At 34.6% G+C, this 18,118-nt stretch carries 10 protein-coding genes; 5 read left to right on the forward strand and 5 right to left on the reverse strand.

Translation table 11 applies throughout. From position 1 onward, the window contains the following. From FOL89_RS01010 to FOL89_RS01030, 5 genes are all read left to right on the forward strand, one after another. Window positions 1–339: a helix-turn-helix transcriptional regulator gene (locus tag FOL89_RS01010; protein ID WP_144280989.1), complete on the forward strand. Its 339-nt coding sequence runs from the start codon at window positions 1–3 to the stop codon at window positions 337–339. A gap of 80 nt (window positions 340–419) precedes the next feature. Next, entirely contained in the window at window positions 420–3,662 is a 3,243-nt protein-coding gene (locus FOL89_RS01015) for a hypothetical protein (RefSeq protein WP_144280990.1), read from the forward strand. A gap of 120 nt (window positions 3,663–3,782) precedes the next feature. Next, a complete protein-coding gene (locus tag FOL89_RS01020; protein WP_144280991.1) occupies window positions 3,783–4,367 on the forward strand; it encodes a hypothetical protein in 585 nt (194 codons plus the stop codon). A 207-nt stretch (window positions 4,368–4,574) separates the two neighbouring features. Further along, window positions 4,575–5,162 (forward strand): Crp/Fnr family transcriptional regulator, encoded by a 588-nt coding sequence (locus tag FOL89_RS01025; protein ID WP_144280992.1) that lies wholly within the window; start codon window positions 4,575–4,577, stop codon window positions 5,160–5,162. A 537-nt stretch (window positions 5,163–5,699) separates the two neighbouring features. Further along, on the forward strand, window positions 5,700–11,234 hold the full coding sequence (locus tag FOL89_RS01030; RefSeq protein ID WP_144280993.1) for an L-type lectin-domain containing protein: 5,535 nt from the start codon (window positions 5,700–5,702) through the stop codon (window positions 11,232–11,234). Window positions 11,235–12,122: 888 nt separating this feature from the next. Here the strand turns inward: FOL89_RS01030 and FOL89_RS01035 are convergent. From FOL89_RS01035 to FOL89_RS01055, 5 genes are all read right to left on the reverse strand, one after another. Then, window positions 12,123–12,791 (reverse strand): phosphatase PAP2 family protein, encoded by a 669-nt coding sequence (locus tag FOL89_RS01035; RefSeq protein WP_228444834.1) that lies wholly within the window; start codon window positions 12,789–12,791, stop codon window positions 12,123–12,125. A 17-nt stretch (window positions 12,792–12,808) separates the two neighbouring features. Then, on the reverse strand, window positions 12,809–13,831 hold the full coding sequence (locus FOL89_RS01040) for a sulfite exporter TauE/SafE family protein (protein WP_144280994.1): 1,023 nt from the start codon (window positions 13,829–13,831) through the stop codon (window positions 12,809–12,811). Between the two features lie 256 nt (window positions 13,832–14,087). Continuing rightward, window positions 14,088–16,055, reverse strand: coding sequence for an LTA synthase family protein (locus FOL89_RS01045; RefSeq protein WP_144280995.1), 1,968 nt, complete (start codon window positions 16,053–16,055; stop codon window positions 14,088–14,090). A 60-nt stretch (window positions 16,056–16,115) separates the two neighbouring features. Continuing rightward, window positions 16,116–17,399, reverse strand: a complete 1,284-nt coding sequence (locus FOL89_RS01050; protein ID WP_144280996.1) for a sensor histidine kinase — start codon at window positions 17,397–17,399, stop codon at window positions 16,116–16,118. 12 nt (window positions 17,400–17,411) lie between these two features. Next, window positions 17,412–18,089, reverse strand: coding sequence for a response regulator transcription factor (locus tag FOL89_RS01055; RefSeq protein WP_144280997.1), 678 nt, complete (start codon window positions 18,087–18,089; stop codon window positions 17,412–17,414). Window positions 18,090–18,118 lie beyond the last annotated feature (29 nt).

The raw sequence follows: 18,118 nt of genomic DNA on the forward strand, positions 1-18,118 counted from the left end.
ATGATAGAAAAAGACCATTTTTTTTCTGCAATGTCGGAAAGCAGAAGGATTCCGGTAAGTACACTTTTAAGGTTATTGAATGAAGATAGTACTTCATTTTATATTGCTTTTTTAGAAGCTTATCCCGACTTCAGTGAGAAGCTGCTAAGAATTAATCCGGCAATGAAGTTCTCAGATATTGAGTTCTGTGCATACATAAAACTCAATTTGGAAACTAAGCAAATTGCACAGTTTAAAAAAATATCCACAAGAGCAGTAGAAGGAAAAAAATACAGAATTCGGAAAAAACTAAATATTCCTCCCAATGTCAATATGTATATATGGATGTCCAGACTTTAAGCTCTCACCATTACTAAAGAATACGAGGCTATAATATCTAAACAAAAATTTAAAATCGAAAAAAAATTTAAAATTAACAAATGATTAAACTAAAACAAATTTTAACTTGGCTACTAGTCACAATTTCGACCTGTAGTTTTGCACAACTATCTGTGCCTACATTAGTCAGTAGCCAGAAATATTCTGCGAAAGGAAGTGGAGCTTCTGGTGTACCAACTGTAACTTTTAATGTGCCAACAGGACATAAAAATATGATGCTTATGATTTGGGTATTTGCTGAAAGGTATCATAATCCTAGAAATGGTAATGTAATAGATATTAACAACAGTGCTTACTTAACTGAAATTAAAGCAAATAATATTTTAGCAACTAACTATTTATTTAGAGGATTAACCAATAGGGATACTAGCTCTCAAATTTATCAGTCTGCTCTCTCACAAATGTCTTATTTAAGTGAGGCAAATGGTTTAACTGTAGGAAATAATACAATCACTTTTCCCACTATACGTACCCCTCAATCTGTAGCAGACGAAATGGAAGTAATTGTAACTTTATACGAAAATGTAAAAGGTACTAGTTGGATAGGGGGAAGAGCTGATAATCCAGCTACTACACTTTCTTCAACAACTCTAACTAAACCAGCCCCAATTCCACCAATCGGAAGAGTTGCAAGCCACTTTTTATATGCTGCTGACGGGTTTGTCACGCAAGAAATTCCTTTAATATTGTCAAGTGGATGGAATATCACTCAAAATGAGGTAATAAGTAATCTTGCAGGATCATCAGATGGTGCTTTTTTAGCCACTTCTGGAAATGAGCAAGACGGAATTAGTAGTATTTTAGCTCACCGTTATATTACAGATGGAACAGATCCGTTTATAACTCTTTCTAGAGCATCAAGTACAAGAGTAGCTTTGTTTAATACAGAGGTATTATATTTAATTCCTTTCGCGTCACCATCTATAGCTGGCAACATATATCAAGACACTGATGGCGCTACAAACATCAATGGAGCAGGTACTAATGCAGGAGGTACTTATGTGAATGTAATTAATAGCAGTAATAATTTAATATATTCTGCCACTGTAAGCGCAGCGGGGGCTTTTACCATACCTACAGGCTATGTGGAAGAAGGAAATACTTATCGCTTAGAGCTTAGCAAAAACACAGGGACTATTGGAGCCACAGCTCCTTTAAAGGCACTTCCTTCTGGCTGGGCAACAGTTGGAGAAAATGCTACTGGAGTATCGCCTTATCCTAATGATGGCACTCACGACGGCATTATCAATTTAACTATTGGATCAACTAATATCACAGGTTTACGATATGGTATTAATCAAGTTTGTTCTGCTGGTGCTACTGCCCCTACTATACAAAATTTAACAAATATCTGTCCTGCAACATATGTAGATCTTAATACCGCACATACTGGAACCATTCCTGTAGGATCTTCTTTAGTTTGGTTTAACAACAATACCCACACAGGTACTGCTTTATCTGGAACACAAATAACACAGGCAGGAGCTGGTACTTATTATGCTTTCTATTTTGATAGTATTAATAATTGTTATAGCCCTGCATCGTCTGCCGTTATAGCTACAATCAATCCTTGTTTCGTTTGTCCACCAGACCCTTATGCTGCACAGCAAACTTGGTGGTTGCCATTTCAACAATCTAAGGTCAGAATAGATTTTCAATCTGGCACAGCGGTGGTTAATAATCCAGCTGTGGGGGTTTTGGGGCAAGGAACTCTTGATGGTATCGAAGGAAATACAGCAGTATCACATCCTGTAACTAACGAATTACTTTTCGTGACAGACGGTAATAAAGTGTATAAAGCATCTACAGGTGTTGCTGCTATAGGTTTGGTTGGAGGCAATGCTTCAGCAGGAGAAGCGGCTGCGGCTATTCCAGATCCTCAAGGAGTTAAGGGTAGGGATTTTATCATTTTTGGTAATGCAACAGCAGATACAGCAGGAACTTTAGTAAGCGCAAAATATAATTTAGAGACCAATACTCTTACCAATATTACCACTCTTTTACCAGCTAATTCTATTTACGAAGCGTTAGAAGTCATTCCCCATACTAATGGAACCGATTATTGGATATTAGTGAATACTGCTGATCAAAATGTAAAATCATATTTGTATTCAGAAATTTCTGGTTTTAATTCAACTCCAGTTTCATCAATTAGTGTTCCTAATCTTACAGGGGTACTTGCTGCTAATATTGCTGCAAATTCATTTATTACGTGGGATCCAAGAATTCCGGGTAAAGTACTTATTGCTAGACATAATAAAGTGGGAATGGCTAATTTTAATCCTTCCACTGGTGCATTAGGAGTTTGGGATGTTAAGGTTACTGTTTCTACAGGCGTTCCAGATACTGATAAACGATTAGGCTATTCAGTAGCTTTATCTCCTAATGGAAATTATATTTACTACAAAAATGGTGACGCCTTAATGTATTATGATAATACAACGGGATTATCAACTCAAGCAAGTACTCTTCCTTCTATCTATGGATTAAAAGTAGCAAAGGATAATAGATTATATATTTCTAGTTTTCCAACAGATTATGGACTATATTATTTACCAGATGCAAATAATCCCACAGCTTCTGTCGCTACACCAGCATTCTTTTCTACAGGCACAGGTCTAAGAGTTTCTTATCAGCTTCCAAACAATGTTTATTGGGGTTGTTTAACTTGCCAATCTGGTACAGCATCGCCTGCTTTAGCAAATACAAATATTACTTCAAATCCTGCAACTGTAGGAGACTTAATAGCTTTATTATCTGCTAGCAATCAACCAGCAGGAACAGTCATTACGATTCACTCTACAACTCCAGCTACGGATGCTAACAAATTGGCAAATTCTACAGCAATAGTTGCTGGTACTACTTATTATGCATCTTTTTATGATGGTCTTGCTTTGTGTTACAGTCCTACTACTGCTGTTACTGTTGGGTCATCATACTGCTATAAGCCAGCAGTTCTGGACTTAGGAAATATTTATAATTCTAAGCACGGCATTACTTCTTTAGGAAGAGCAGGAACGGAAAATGAAAATTGGCCGATGGTAAGACAAAGTGCTTGGTCTGTTTTAGAATCAAAAACAAAGGGTCTTGTTGTCAACAGAGTAAGATTTAATGCGAGCAACCAACCTGTTGCAGATGATGGGACAACATTAGTGATTACTAATCCAGTTGAAGGGATGATGGTTTATGATAAAACCAACAACTGTCTGAAAATGTATACATCAAATAATGGTGGTTCCACCTTCCAATGGCATTGTATGACTACACAAGCGTGCCCTAATTAATATAAACACAATTTAATATAAGAGGAGTTTTCCAAACGGGTGGCAGTAAAATCTTGCCACCATTGGAAATCTCAATTAAAGAACAGAATTAAAACTTAACAAAAAAATAAAATTACAGCTATGAAAAAAAAGACAACTATTTTAGTATTGATTGGAGTTTCTACAATGGCATTTTCTCAGGTAGCTATTGGAAAGTCAGAAATCACAAAGCTATCGGATAATGTAACTCCTAATCCGGGAATTTCTTTAGAATTTGGTTCAGATACAACCGAAAAAAAGGGAATTGTACTTCCTTGGGTGACAGGAACTAGTAATTCTTCTCCTTTTATTACAGGATATGCAGGAAGTAACACGGTGGTAGATGGAACAATCGTTTACGACACGTCTGATCACAAAGTAAAGTATAAAAAAGCAGGGACCTGGTTCGATTTGAGTGTAGATGCCAATGGAAATGCCAATACTGCATTGCAAGATTCTAAATCAGATTTACCCAATGCAAAAGCAGCAATAGGAGCAAATGGCGCTACGGATACTACTCCCGGAATTTTAGTCCTTACTGATACGGATAAAGCTATGATTTTGCCAAAAGTGGCTTTGCCACATCTTAACATCAAAAATCCGACAGCAGGAATGTTGGTATATGATACCACCAATAGACAATTAGCGGTTTTTAATGGTACAAATTGGTCATTTTGGAAGCCTTAAAATAAGGTAATCGATGTTGCCTTCAGTCTAAAAATGTCATTTGTGTTTTTAGAGATCTTTCAGATTTCTTTTTTCTTTTTTAGCTGAAGGCTTTTTTAAAATTAACCCAAAGAATAATATTTGAGATTAGCCGTCAATGATTTTTAGGTAAAACAAAATGGTCATCAATTATAAAATATTATTCAGGAATCACATATCGAAATTACTATGACATTAAATGAATTTTCAGATAAATATTTTGATCAAAATACTTTTTTAGATTCGAGAGACAGAGAAAAACTTTTAGAATTGGTTCAATTTGTCACCATTCCAAAGGATAAAATATTACTTCATAGAGGGGAACAAATAAAACAGGTAGGGATAATTCTAAAAGGATTAATAAGAGTTTATAATAAGAATAATAGAACGGTTTGGTTTGTACAAAATAATGGAATTTATGGATCAATTGATACTTTAGCTCTTGATCGCGCTTCATCCCTCACTTTTGAAACATTAGAAGAGACGAGTATGTTTTTGCTTAATTATGATGATTTAGAAGAAGCAATCATATCATATCCGAATATTGCCAGCTTGCTTCTAATGTACTGGAAAAGAACAGCGGTAGAAATTTACCGTAATTTTTATACATCTTTAAGCTTATCTCCGGAAGAAAAATATTTAGAAATTTTGCAAAAAAATCCTCAATTAATTTTAAATGTGAAATCAAAAGATCTTGCTTCTTATTTAGGAATTCATCCTACCTCATTAAGTAGATTAAAAAGAAGATACTTCGTTTCAAAAGAAAATAAAGATTGATTTACTGCGTGTTTTTTATCTTTTGTTTATAGTGTTATTGTCTATTGCTAATAATATAAATAGCGAAAGTGTATTATTCTTAATAATTTGGTTTTTTATTTAATAATAATATGTAATTATTTTATTTTCGTTGAAATATTAAAATAAAAACTGATGAAATTTAAAATTTATTTCGCAAATATCATTTATCGAATGAATATAAAATAAGATCAAAAAGATTTATTAGTAATCCTTTAAATAAAACCTAACTTAATAACACTAGATGAAGATACAGAAACTTGAAAAAATCTCCCAAACATAAATTTATTGAGTATTAAGAATGATTCATTCTTAGAATAGAGTTCCCATTCAAAAGTTTCCTGTTCCGGACAAAATCTCTCAAAACAAGGCTAAATGTAAGCACTACACAGTTTCTAGGTAGCTCTATAACCTGTGACCAAGAAGTGTCAACTACGAAAAAGATGGTAAAAAAGTTATTGTAATGACCAAGAAATAACTTCAAAAAACATAACAATTCAATGTGAAAACTTAATTAATATGAATTCAAAATTTAAAAATTTTTTAGCGCTATTGGTGGTAGCTATTTCTATTTTTGGCTACTCACAAACACCTACTCTCATTGCAAGTGGCACATATAAAGCTAACGGTAATGGGACTTCAGGAATACCTTCGGTTAGTATAAATATACCAGCTGGGAAAAATAGGTTAATGATTATTACTGCCTTTGCAGAAAGAGTTCACAGCCCAACCTTAGCGAGTAATTATTTGTCTACTCCAGACGGAAGCAACGATGATGGCAATACCCTTCCTATTCAAGTGAACGGAATTCAGGCATTGTATCTTTCTAGTCCTTGGACTACAGATGTACTTACATCTCCTAATACAACTATCTTTTCTACCCAGAATCCTGTAAGGTATGTGTCAGATGCTATGGGACTGCCTACCGGAGCATCTACAATTACTTTCACAGGAATTAATTTACCTGAAAATGGGGGCGATGAAATCATTGTAAATATTGCTGTTTTTGCGAATGCAAATCCTAACCCATCGTTACTAAACTGGACAAATGTTAGAAATTTCAACACCACTAATATTCTAACGCTATCCGCAACTACCCCTACAATTCCTACTGGTAATACAATCAATGATATTGTATTTTTTGGAACAGGTGGAATTACTCAAGAAAAGCAAGTCACATTTTCAAGTGGTTGGACTACCATACAATCTGATATTGTTTCAAATACTTCAGGAAGCTCAACCAATTTAGCGAGTATGAGCCCAAATGAACTTGATGGAATTGGCTATACTACAGCCTATAGAACCATCGCATTTGGTAACCCAAGTTTTACATTAACAAGATCCACAACCAATCCTTCAACAGAAGCGGCATCTGCCAACTTAATTTCTATTTTGCCAATGGCAAGACCTTCTGTTTCTGGTACCGTTTATATTGACAATAATGGCTTAACAGGCGGAATAAACAATGGAGGGACAGGCGGAGGAAGCTGGAACACTGCAAATGCACTTTACGTAAATGCTATAGATACAAATGGTAACGTGGTGGCTACAGCATTGGTTAATATATCAGGGGTTTTTACATTTCCATCGGGAGGAAATTTAATAGAAGGAGATGTTATAAAATTTCAATTAAGTAAAACACAAGGTTCAGTAGGGCAGCCTGCTCCTGCAAAAGAATTGCCTGTAGGTTGGGGTACTGTAGGTGAAAGTACCACAAGTGGAACTAGTGACGGAACTATTAATGGTGAATTCACTCTTACAATAGGTACAGCAAATAGCCCTAATAATACTACAAATAGATTTGGAGTAACTGCTTGTGCTGCAGGTGCTTTTGCACCGGAAGTTACTACACCCTTAAGTATTTCGTGTCCTGCAACTACAATTAATCTTAATATTGCACATACAGGGATAGTTCCTACTGGTTCTTCATTAGTTTGGTTTGCCAACAGTACCCATACTGGAACTGCATTATCTGGAATACAAATAACACAGGCAACAGCAGGTATTTATTATGCTTTTTATTATGACAATCTAAATAATTGCTATAGTCCGGCTGCTACTGTTACTATTACAGCAAACACAACAGATTCTGATGGGGATGGAATTTTAGACACTTGCGACCTTGATGATGATAATGATGGAATTTTGGATAATAGCGAATGCCAATCATCAAACAAAATCACAGATGGCGTTTTCCCAACTTCTGGAGCAACTATTCCAAGTTGGACAACAACAGGTCTCTTTGCTTTAAATGCAAGAGGATTACAATTTGACGCTGATAATGTAGTAACTACTGTAAAACAAACCGTTTCAAGCGTATTTTCTGGTAGCACAATTAATATTAACAATATTAGATGGCTTACAACCAATAATGCCGCAGCTACAGGAAGGCTAATTACAGAATTTTTATATAATGGAACCGTATATGCAACTATTGATACTGGGATTGGTGTAGCTGGAAGCATCCCAACAGTAACAGGAAATAATGGAGCAATTACCAATATTACTACTTTGCAATCAATAGCTTCAACCGGAGTTTATTCTACTCCATCTAATTTAGTGATTATATTACCCCAGTCCTTTGCTTCTAGTGGAGAGTTTCAGATAAGATTTACCTCGGGTTCGACGAATGCAGATGATATTTCGATTGAATCTGTACAGTTTATTTCTTGTTCTGATTTTGATGGTGATGGAATTCCAAATTATCTGGATTTAGATAGTGATGGCGACGGCTGTTCAGATGCGGTAGAAGGATCAGGTAATTTTACCACTTCACAGTTAACCACTGCATCAGGTACGCTTACTACTCAGTCTCCAAACATTAATTTTGGAACGGCGGTAGATGCTAATGGTATTCCTACAATTGTTGGAGCAAGTGGACAAGGTATTGGAGATTCTTTAGATATGATTAAAGACTGCAAAGACTCTGATGGAGATGGTATTCCTGACTGGCAGGATCTTGATGATGATAATGATGGTATTTTAGACTGTGTAGAAAACGGTCTCAACACTACTTTAGACAAAATTTTTAAAGCCAATAACAATGCTACCTTAATCGCAAGTCCTTCTACAGGACCGGTACATCAATATAGATTAACAAATGGTCTCGCACAAAACGGGCAGGTTTGGTCTTATGGTAAGGTAGATTTTACGAAAAGTTTCACTCTATCTACAAAAGCATTATTATCAGGTGCAGATGGTATTGCCATTGTTTTTCACAATAGTCCGCTTGCACAGTCAGCATCTGGCACAAATGGACAAGGTTTAGGCGCAAGAGGAATTGCCAATGGAATTGCTTTAGAACTAGATACTTTTGCTAATAGTTGTGTAAATGATGCAAATAATGGCGCAAATTGTGACCCTTCTTTTGACCACGGAAGCATCAGAACTACTGCTACTTGGATTAATGCTGGTAAATTGGCAGGAGATGGTCAGTTGGGAGATGGAACGGTAGATGATGGATTATGGCACGATGTGGTAATTAATTGGAATTCTGTAACCAGAAATCTTTCCTATACATTTGATGGAGTTCCGGTTACCAATTATACTTTTCCTACAACCGGAGCAAATGCCATTGAAACCATTTTAGCAGGAAATTCAGCGTATTTCGGATTTACAGCATCTACAGGTGGAGCAGGTAATAATAATTCTGTAGGTTTTGACAGTTTATGTACATTACCAATATATCTGGATACTGATAGCGACGGGATTTCAAATCATTTAGATTTAGACAGTGATGGAGATAGTTGTACAGATGCTATAGAAGGCGCAGGAAATTTTACAACTTCCCAATTAACTACGGCGTCAGGAAATATTTCATCTCAAAGTCCTAATCAAAACTTTGGAATTGCAGTAGATACCAATGGCATTCCTGTAACTGTCGGAGCAGTCGGACAAGAAATGGGGCAATCTCAGGACATCAGTAAAAATGACTGTTTAGATAGCGATAATGATGGCGTTCCAAATTGGTTAGATCTTGATTCAGACAATGACGGAATCCTTGATATTGATGAAAATTGTACAGGTTTTGTAGCTCAAAATAGCAATGGTATTTGGAAAGGGGATACCAATTCTAATCTTACAGTAAATTTAGGTACATCCACTACTCAAACCACAAACAGTACCTTTAATGATGGTAAACATTATTATTATATCAATAATAGTGGTGCGGGAAATCGATATGTGGTTACGGGTAATTTTAACAACTTTACTTATACCTTTAGTACGCCGGTTAAAGCCAAAGAAATAGCTTTCTATTTAACTGATCTAGATCCTGGAGGCAGTTTAAATTCTTCTGTGAGTTTTAAAGTAAATGGTGGAAATCCTAATGGAAAATTTACATCACTAATAATTTATGGATTATCTGGAACAGCTCCTTATTTAAATTTTAATCCTGTTACTGGAGTAATGACTCACCATGGAACCGATAATCAAAGAATTTTACTCAAAGGGCAGGGCGATTCTTTAGTAAGTAGTATTACTATAAATAGTACAAATATAAACTCTGGAGATTCCGTAGCGTTTTCTTTATTTGCATTAAAAACCTGCGATACAGATCAAGATGGAATTTCAAATGATTTAGATTTAGATTCAGACGGTGATGGCTGTCCAGATGCTATTGAAGGATCTGCAAATTTTACCTCTGCAAATTTATTTAACTCATCAATGTCTGGAGGAAATACAGGAGGTAGTTATATTGGTATCGCAGGACCAGTATCAAATAATCTAGGAAATACTGTAGGAAATACACCAACCACAATGGGAGTTCCAACAATTGCAGGAACAGGACAAGCTGTTGGAGGCTCTCAAATAGCAACCAACAATAGTCAATGCTTGGATTCTGATGGTGATGGTATCCCAGATTGGCAGGATCTGGATGATGATAATGATGGAATTTTGGATACCGCAGAAATATGTAAATCTTCTATTTCTACAGATTTTTTTGGAGGTCAAACTTCTACAGTTACTACTGTAAGTAGCGCTAATGTGGTTCCTACAACAGCAACAATAACCCCTGCTGTTACAGATTATTTTATAGGTTGGCATATGGGCAACGCTACTGCTGTAGGTAAAGAAATGTCTATTAATTTTAGCAATCCTGTATATTTAGCTACTGATGGGGTAGATTTTATTTTAAATGGTATGGATACCTCGTCTAAATTCGGTCATTTCTTTATTGTCTATGAAGATGGTACCAGATTAAGTAATTTAAATCTAAGTTTAGCTAATATTTCGCCAGCCAATGGAATTCTTCTTTCTTCCACAAATGGAGCGAATTCTATTGAGACAACAGGTGTTCAAGTTTCAGCGGATCTAACTTTGTTTGGTGTAGATAGAACAAAACGTATTGTTAAAATGGGTTATACTGTACTTGCTCTTAATGGTGGAGCTTTAAGTGAAACCATAAGACCAAGAATCCAAATAGATTGTGATAGTGATGGCGATGGTATCGCTAATCAGTTAGATTTAGATAGTGACAATGATGGGTGTCTTGATGCGATAGAAGGAGGAGCTAATATTACAACATCTCAACTGGTAAACGCAGGAGGAATCATAACTGTTGGAACGGGCTCTACCGCAACTAATCAAAACCTTTGTGCGGGTAGCTCTTGTGTAGATACTAATGGTGTTCCTAATATCGTGGGAGCAAGTGGTCAAAAAGTAGGCGATTCACAAAATGGGACGGTGAGTTCGCAATGCTCTTCTGCGTGCTACAAACCAGGAATTACAGATGCAGGCAACACGTATCCTACTAAGCACGGCATTACTGCTTTGGGAAGAGCTGGTGCAGAAAATGATAATTGGCCTATGGTAAGACAAAGTGCGTGGACAGTTTTGGAAGCTAAAACCAAAGGTTTAGTCATCAACAGGGTAAACTTTAACGCAAGTAATCAACCCATTGCAGATGATGGAACAACATTAGTGATTACCAATCCTGTTGAAGGAATGATGACTTATGATAAAACCAACAATTGTCTGAAAATTTATACCTCAAATGACGGCGGCTCTACTTTCAAATGGCATTGTATGAGTACGCAGACTTGTCCTAATTAATCATTCTATAATATAAATAATTGAGGGGGAAAGATGATTCAAACAAATCATACCCCTCTCAATTATTTAAAATTAACAATTTAAAAAAATTAAAATATAGGCTAAACCTTATGTAATCCAAACTGAGCAAAGGATCACAGCCTTGTAAGTTCAATACTTTCATAATAGAGAGTTTTTTTTAATAATTTAAAAGATAATGTTAATTCTAACAATTACAGTAAGCAATAGATAAACATGTCTTGCTTCAATAATTTTGTTGCTTACCTATGTCAAAAAAACTATGGGACAAACTAAAGTTTCTTTCACATTATACAAGCAAGATGGCGTATGAGTTGAAAGTATTTAAATAATAAATTTAATTCGAAAAATAAACAGCAGCTATTAAATATATGAGCGTACTAAATCGAAAGAATATTGTTTTTTTGTAATAATGTATATTTATATAAAAATACTATATTATATAATTAAATAATATGGTAATGTAAAAACAATTATTTTAAGTAAATAAAAAAGGCGCTAACTGTCTTGAGTTGGCGCTATTTTTCTATTTGTGAACTTAACAGGACTTACCTCAAATCATTTATTAGCAGATATAGATAATATTTTAAAGGTGTTAATTGATATTTAAGTTATAAAAATGAAATCAGAAAATAGTATATGTATGTCTGATAAGTTCGGATAAATAGAAACATATCATAATATCTTCTTCTCATCAAATCTTTTTGAAATTAAATGTTAAATTTAAAGATTTAGTTGCCTTAAATCATATGATCAAAAATTTTTCACCAACCCAATTCCAGCTGTTTTATTCTGATAAAAAGGCATAACCATCGTAGAAGAATTTTTATTTTTTCCGGTTAATAATTTATTGATTTTTGGATACAACCATTAAGAAGCTTCCGTAGATAAAATCCCGATTCCTGCGCCAGCAACCACATCACTGAACCAATGTTTGTCATTCAACATTCTGTAAACACCGGTGAAAACTGCAAAAGAATAACCGGAAACGCCCAGCCAGAAATTAGTATCCTTATATTCTAGGTACATAAACTGGGCAGATGCAAAAGCAAATGCCGTATGACCAGAAGGAAAAGATAGCTTATTAGAATGATCTGGTCTTTCTTCTTTTACTAAATGTTTTGTAGGCATTACAACAGCAGAAGCTAATAATAGCGATGTTCCGTAAATGATGCTTCGGTCCCGGAAATTATGTTTCCCCTCAACTCCAAAAGCATTCAATCCATAAACCAAAACGGCAGGAGCAAATTGCGTGTAATTATCCAATCTGATATGGTCTGGTTTATGTTCATTGATTTCATTTCTTGTTGAGAAATTGAGCTGTTTTAATTTGTCAATTTTCAAAGTTGCAACGCCGTAACTTATAAAAACAGTGGGAATAATCAGCTTCTTGTAACTGAATTGATAAGCTTTGTCGAAAGGTAAATGAGCAATAGAAACACTATCAATAGAATCTTTATTTACAGCTAAACTGTCCTGAGCCAAAAGGTTTTTAGAACTTAATAATATAATTAATATGCTTGAGAATATTAGTTTCATATATAATAAATTCTAAATTAACTTTCAAATTTGGTAAGCTGATTGTCTTTGTAACAATAGAATTCGTAGGAAGGTTCATTTCGGAAAGTGAAAACCTTTTCCAGATGAATGACATCATAATGATTTTTCAGAGCAGCGTATTTGGTTTTAAGATGATTGGGTAATTCTTCGGGACGAATTGGTCTTTCGATTTCCAAACCGTCATCGAAGGCAAATTCAATCACAAAATCTGTCGACCTCCACGAGATAATCGATTCACTTTTTGCAATCGTAATGCCCAATTTATCTTGCTGAATGATTTTATCAGAAGTCCCAATCAATAAAGTAATTCCGGCGACAACCATTGCGCCGTAACCGATTTTTCTGAAGAGATTTTCACTGAGGTAAGGAAGGATATATTTGACCGTATAAGATGAAATAATCGTTGCCACAGCAATCGCTAATCCCAGCCATAAAGCAAGATTAGAATACAATCCCAGAGAAATATAAATGACAAGCTTGATAAGATGCAGAAAAACTTCATTCGCCGCACGAGTAGCAACAATCTCTTCTTTTTTTAATCCGAATTTTAAATAAAATCGATTAAATAACAATCCAATTGCGCCAGTAATTCCGGAAACAAATCCTGCCAGAAAACCGATGATTGCCAAAACATATTTCGGAGACGCTTTTTCATCGGTTTCGTCGTTCTTTACTTTTTTGAAAAGTTGAGGAACATTGGCAATGAGGAAAAAAGCGACAATTAATTGAAGATAACTAGGATTGATATATTTGATGAGGTAAGCGCCCATCAAAACCGCAGGAATTGAAAACGGAACAAACCAAAAGAAAATCTTCCAGTTGATGTGTTTTTTGAAAACCGCAATTCTTGAAACCGAACTTGTAAACGTCCCGATTGTCAATGAAAACGGAACAACAGAAGCCGGCAACAAAAGGTTTAAAATTGGGATTAAAATAAGGCTTGCACCGCCTCCGCAAATCGCACTCAGCCAGAATGCGAGAATGGTTCCGAAGAACAATAAAATAACGTCAACAATCATTTTTACTAATAAAAAAGGTTACAGAACAAGAGATTGAATTTTATTTTTCACCACAAAAGGCACAAAAGAAAAAAATGCTTTTAAAGAATAAAAAAGTAAAAAGCTTAGTTTAGTATTTCTTTTTTTTACTTTTTAGAAATTACATCCACTATAAAACTTTTGTGACTTTTGTGGTTTGGTCTTAATAAAAAAAGGTTACACCATAAATTTTACTTTACAAAGGTGCAACCTGATTTAGAAGATATTTTGAAGAAAACTATTTCGCTTTCATTTTTCCATTTTTAAATCTTTCACTCGCGGTTTGATAATAAGAAATCGTCTCAGAAACCAGTTGTGAATTTTTAGATTTGACTTCAGATAAACATTGATTCGATTTTTTCACATCAAATTGTTTTACCTTTTTTCTGTCATCAATCTGAGTGAAAATATTGCCTTTCAACATTCCTAAAGTTCTGTAGTTTCCGATGAAAGCACGTTCGTCGCCAATTTTAGTCTGATTAATGTCTTTTCCGTACAAACTTGTCGTGTAATTCCAACCCAAATATCCGAATAAAGTCGGCATCAAATCAATCTGAGAAGTCAGACGATTGATTTTCTCCGCTTTTTGAGGAAGATTATAAATAATGGCAGGAATATGATGTTTGTCGATATTGATTTCCCACTTTCCGGCACTGCTCGCACAATGGTCGGCAACGATGACGAACACTGTGTTTTTGAACCACGATTTTGTTTTAACATCAGCTAAAAATTTCCCCAAAGCGTAATCGGTATATTTCACAGCTCCATTTCTGTTGCCTTGCGGAAGGTTGATTTTTCCGGCTGGAAAAGTGTAAGGTTTGTGATTAGAAGTAGTCATCACAAACTGAAAAAATGGCTTGTTGAGTTTACTACTTTTATCAGCATATTTAATCGATTGTTTGTATAAATCTTCATCGCAAATTCCCCACGCATTTTCAAAACTCACTTCATTGTCCGGAATATTGAAACGCTGTGTTTTGATTTCGTCTGACAAAGGATTTCCACGATTTCTGTCTACAATATCAAAGCCCTGTCCTCCGAAAAAATTATTCATATTGTCAAAATAACCGTCACCACCATAAATAAAATAAGGCTGATAATTTTTCTCTTTAAAAATCGTAGCCACAGAAAACAAATTCTGATTGTCTGGTCTTCTCACGATACTATTTCCAGGAGTCGGCGGAACAGACAAAGTCAAAGCTTCCATTCCACGCACAGTTCTGGTTCCGGTTGCGTATAGATTGGTAAAGAAAATACTTTCGTTAGCCAATTTATCATAGTTTGGAGTAAGATTGTCTTTGTTCCCGAAAGCTTTCAGAAAATCTCCGCTGAAACTTTCTATCGAAATCAGAATGACATTCGGGCGTTGCTCATTTTCAGATTTGGTATTTCTTGAGATGTCATCCCATTTGTTGGAATTGTATGTTTGATTTTCCTGTAAAAGATTTTTCTTCAGAACAGAATACGCTTCTTTATCATCAATTTTCGGGTAAAAAGTTTCGTAGTCTAATTCATTGGATTTGAAAGCGGTGAAAAATGAAAATGTTCCGTTTTTTCCTAATTCATTTAAAACTAAATTATTGGTAAAATCCGCCTGTTTGTTTTTCAATAGTAAACTTAAAATTAAAGCTGGAATCAATACAGAAAAAAGAACAAATCGTTTGAAAATCGGTCTTTTATCTGAAAATGTATTCCTGAATATTTTTCTTTTTTGAAGGAAAACGAATGTTAAAACAATCAAGGCAACTAATACAAAAATGATTAATGGCAACGGATAAGATTCGTTGATATTGGAAATAACTTCGTAAGTATAGATCAGATAATCAACCGCAATAAAATTGAATCTCACTCCAAATTCATCCCAAAAAGGAATCTCCGCCAACAAACTGAAATAGATGACGAGAAGTACAATCGCCAGATAAACGTATGTGAAAATCTTATCGAATCTGGAACCAATCCATCGTTTCGGAAAAACCAAAAGATAAATTGAATACAATAATAAAAATAAAGTTCCAACCGCAAAATCATAGCAAAACCCTGTGAAAAATGCCCTTGCAATATAGAGCAAATTAAAATCTAAATCTTTCGATGACCAAAACAGAAATCCAATTCTGATAAGGGTTGCAAATAAAATATATAAACTTAAAATTGAGAATAATACAGCAAATCTGCTGGAAAATATTTTTTGAAATTTTTTAAGAATCATTACTTTTTACGCGTTTAAAAACGTGTAAAGATGAAACTCAATTTAGAAGAAATTTAGAATTTATAGTTTTACCGAGAAAATATGATTATTATTTTCGAATCTGTAATCAACAGTCCAATTCTGAGATTTGCAGATTTCTTTCACAATTGCGAGTCCAAGTCCGCTTCCGTTATTGTCTTTCGAGAATCTTGAAAACCGTTTGAACAGCAAATCTGAATTCAATTTTTCTGTTCCGGAATTAGAAACTTCAAAAACGGAATTGTTTAATTTAATAGAAATTGAACCGTTAATCGGAGTATGTCGAATAGCATTTAAAATTAAATTATTAATCAAAACTTCAGTTAACCCAATGTTTCCGTTCACTTTTATATCAGTAGAAATTTCGGTTTTTACAGAGATATTTTTTTGTTCAAAATGTTCCTGCAGAATTTCCATACTTTGATTCAGTAATTCGTCCAGATGTATTTCAGAATTCTCAAACTGATTATTTTCAATTTTTGCTAATAATAAAAGGTTTTTATTGATTCTTGAACTTCTGGACAAAGCGCGGTTCATTTCTTCTGCAATTTGATATTGTTTCTCCGTCAAATCTTGATTTTGTAAAAGAATATCAAGTTTGTTTTTCAGAATCGCCAAAGGCGTTTGCAACTCGTGAGAAGCGTTTTCCGTAAACTCTTTCTGAGTTTTGTAAACCGAAATATTTTGTTCTATCAACTTACTTAATGATTGATTAAGTTCATCAAATTCGGAAACATCGGTTTTGGAAAATTCAATCTTAGTTTGTTGATTTAGATTGAAGGTTTTTAATTTATCTAAAGTATTTCGAAAAGGTTTCCAAACCGATTTTGAAAGTCTTCTGTTGAGGAATAACAATCCGCCGACAATCAGAATAAAAAGAATAACCGTCGTCACCGAGATGAAAAAAATGGTTTCCTGAGATTCTTCGATATTGGTTTCTATGTTGAAACGATATGGTTTTTGATTGAGATAAATAATCTTGGACAAACATCTGAACCTGTCGATATCTTCAAAATCCAGAAAATCGTGTGGCTTTTCTACAATGAAAATACTGTCTTTGAAATTGTCGTTTTTCTTTACATTCTGTATGTTGGTCGTTGGCTGTACATCGTTCCAGAGCTTTATAGTTTCAATTAATTTTTGTTCAGATAATTTTAAACTGTTGATTTGAGAAGATGTTTTCTCGGCAACAATTTCATTATGCTCGTCCAGTTCGTGTTTCCAAACCGCATCTACTACAAGATAATATATAGGAATACTGATGACCAGAATAATCAGGACATAAATGATGAAGGGTTTTGTGGTTTTATTAAGTAGCGGTTTCAAATCAGTTGTAAGTTAAGAATTTTCCCATTTGTAGCCTGTTCCATACACAGTTTTCAGATAAGGCTCACAGCCTGCGTCATTTAGCTTTTTCTTCAGATTTTTAACATGCGCATACACAAAGTCGTGATTATCCAACATATCTGCAAAATCTCCGGAAAGATGCTCAGCTAAGGTACTTTTTGAAATGACTTTGTTTTTATTTCCGATAAAATAAATCAGCAAATCAAACTCTTTTTTAGTCAATGCAATCACTTCATTATTAACGGAAACTGTTTTTGACAAAAGGTCAATTTGTAATTCATTTTGAGTAATGACATTAGAATTATTGAATTGCTTCCTACGAATAATAGAATAAATTCTCGCCATCAATTCGGACAAATGAAATGGCTTTGTGAGATAATCGTCTGCACCCAATTGCAAGCCTTTAATTTTATCATCCAAGGCATTTTTTGCTGAAACTATGATAACACCGTCTTGTTTATTTTGAGATTTCAATTCTTCCAAAATTTTGAGTCCGTTGCCGTCAGGAAGCATAATGTCTAGAATAATACAATCGTACTGAAACGTTTCTATTTTATACATTGCTTCAGTGAAAGTCTCTGCAAACTCACACAGATAGTTTTCTTCGGAAAGGTATTCTGCAACACTTTTCGCCAATTCGGTTTCGTCTTCTATAATTAGGGTTTTCATTAGTAATTATTTTTTAATTAAATCTAAGT

This window comes from Chryseobacterium echinoideorum (genome assembly GCF_007474535.1).
Classification (GTDB): domain Bacteria; phylum Bacteroidota; class Bacteroidia; order Flavobacteriales; family Weeksellaceae; genus Chryseobacterium; species Chryseobacterium echinoideorum.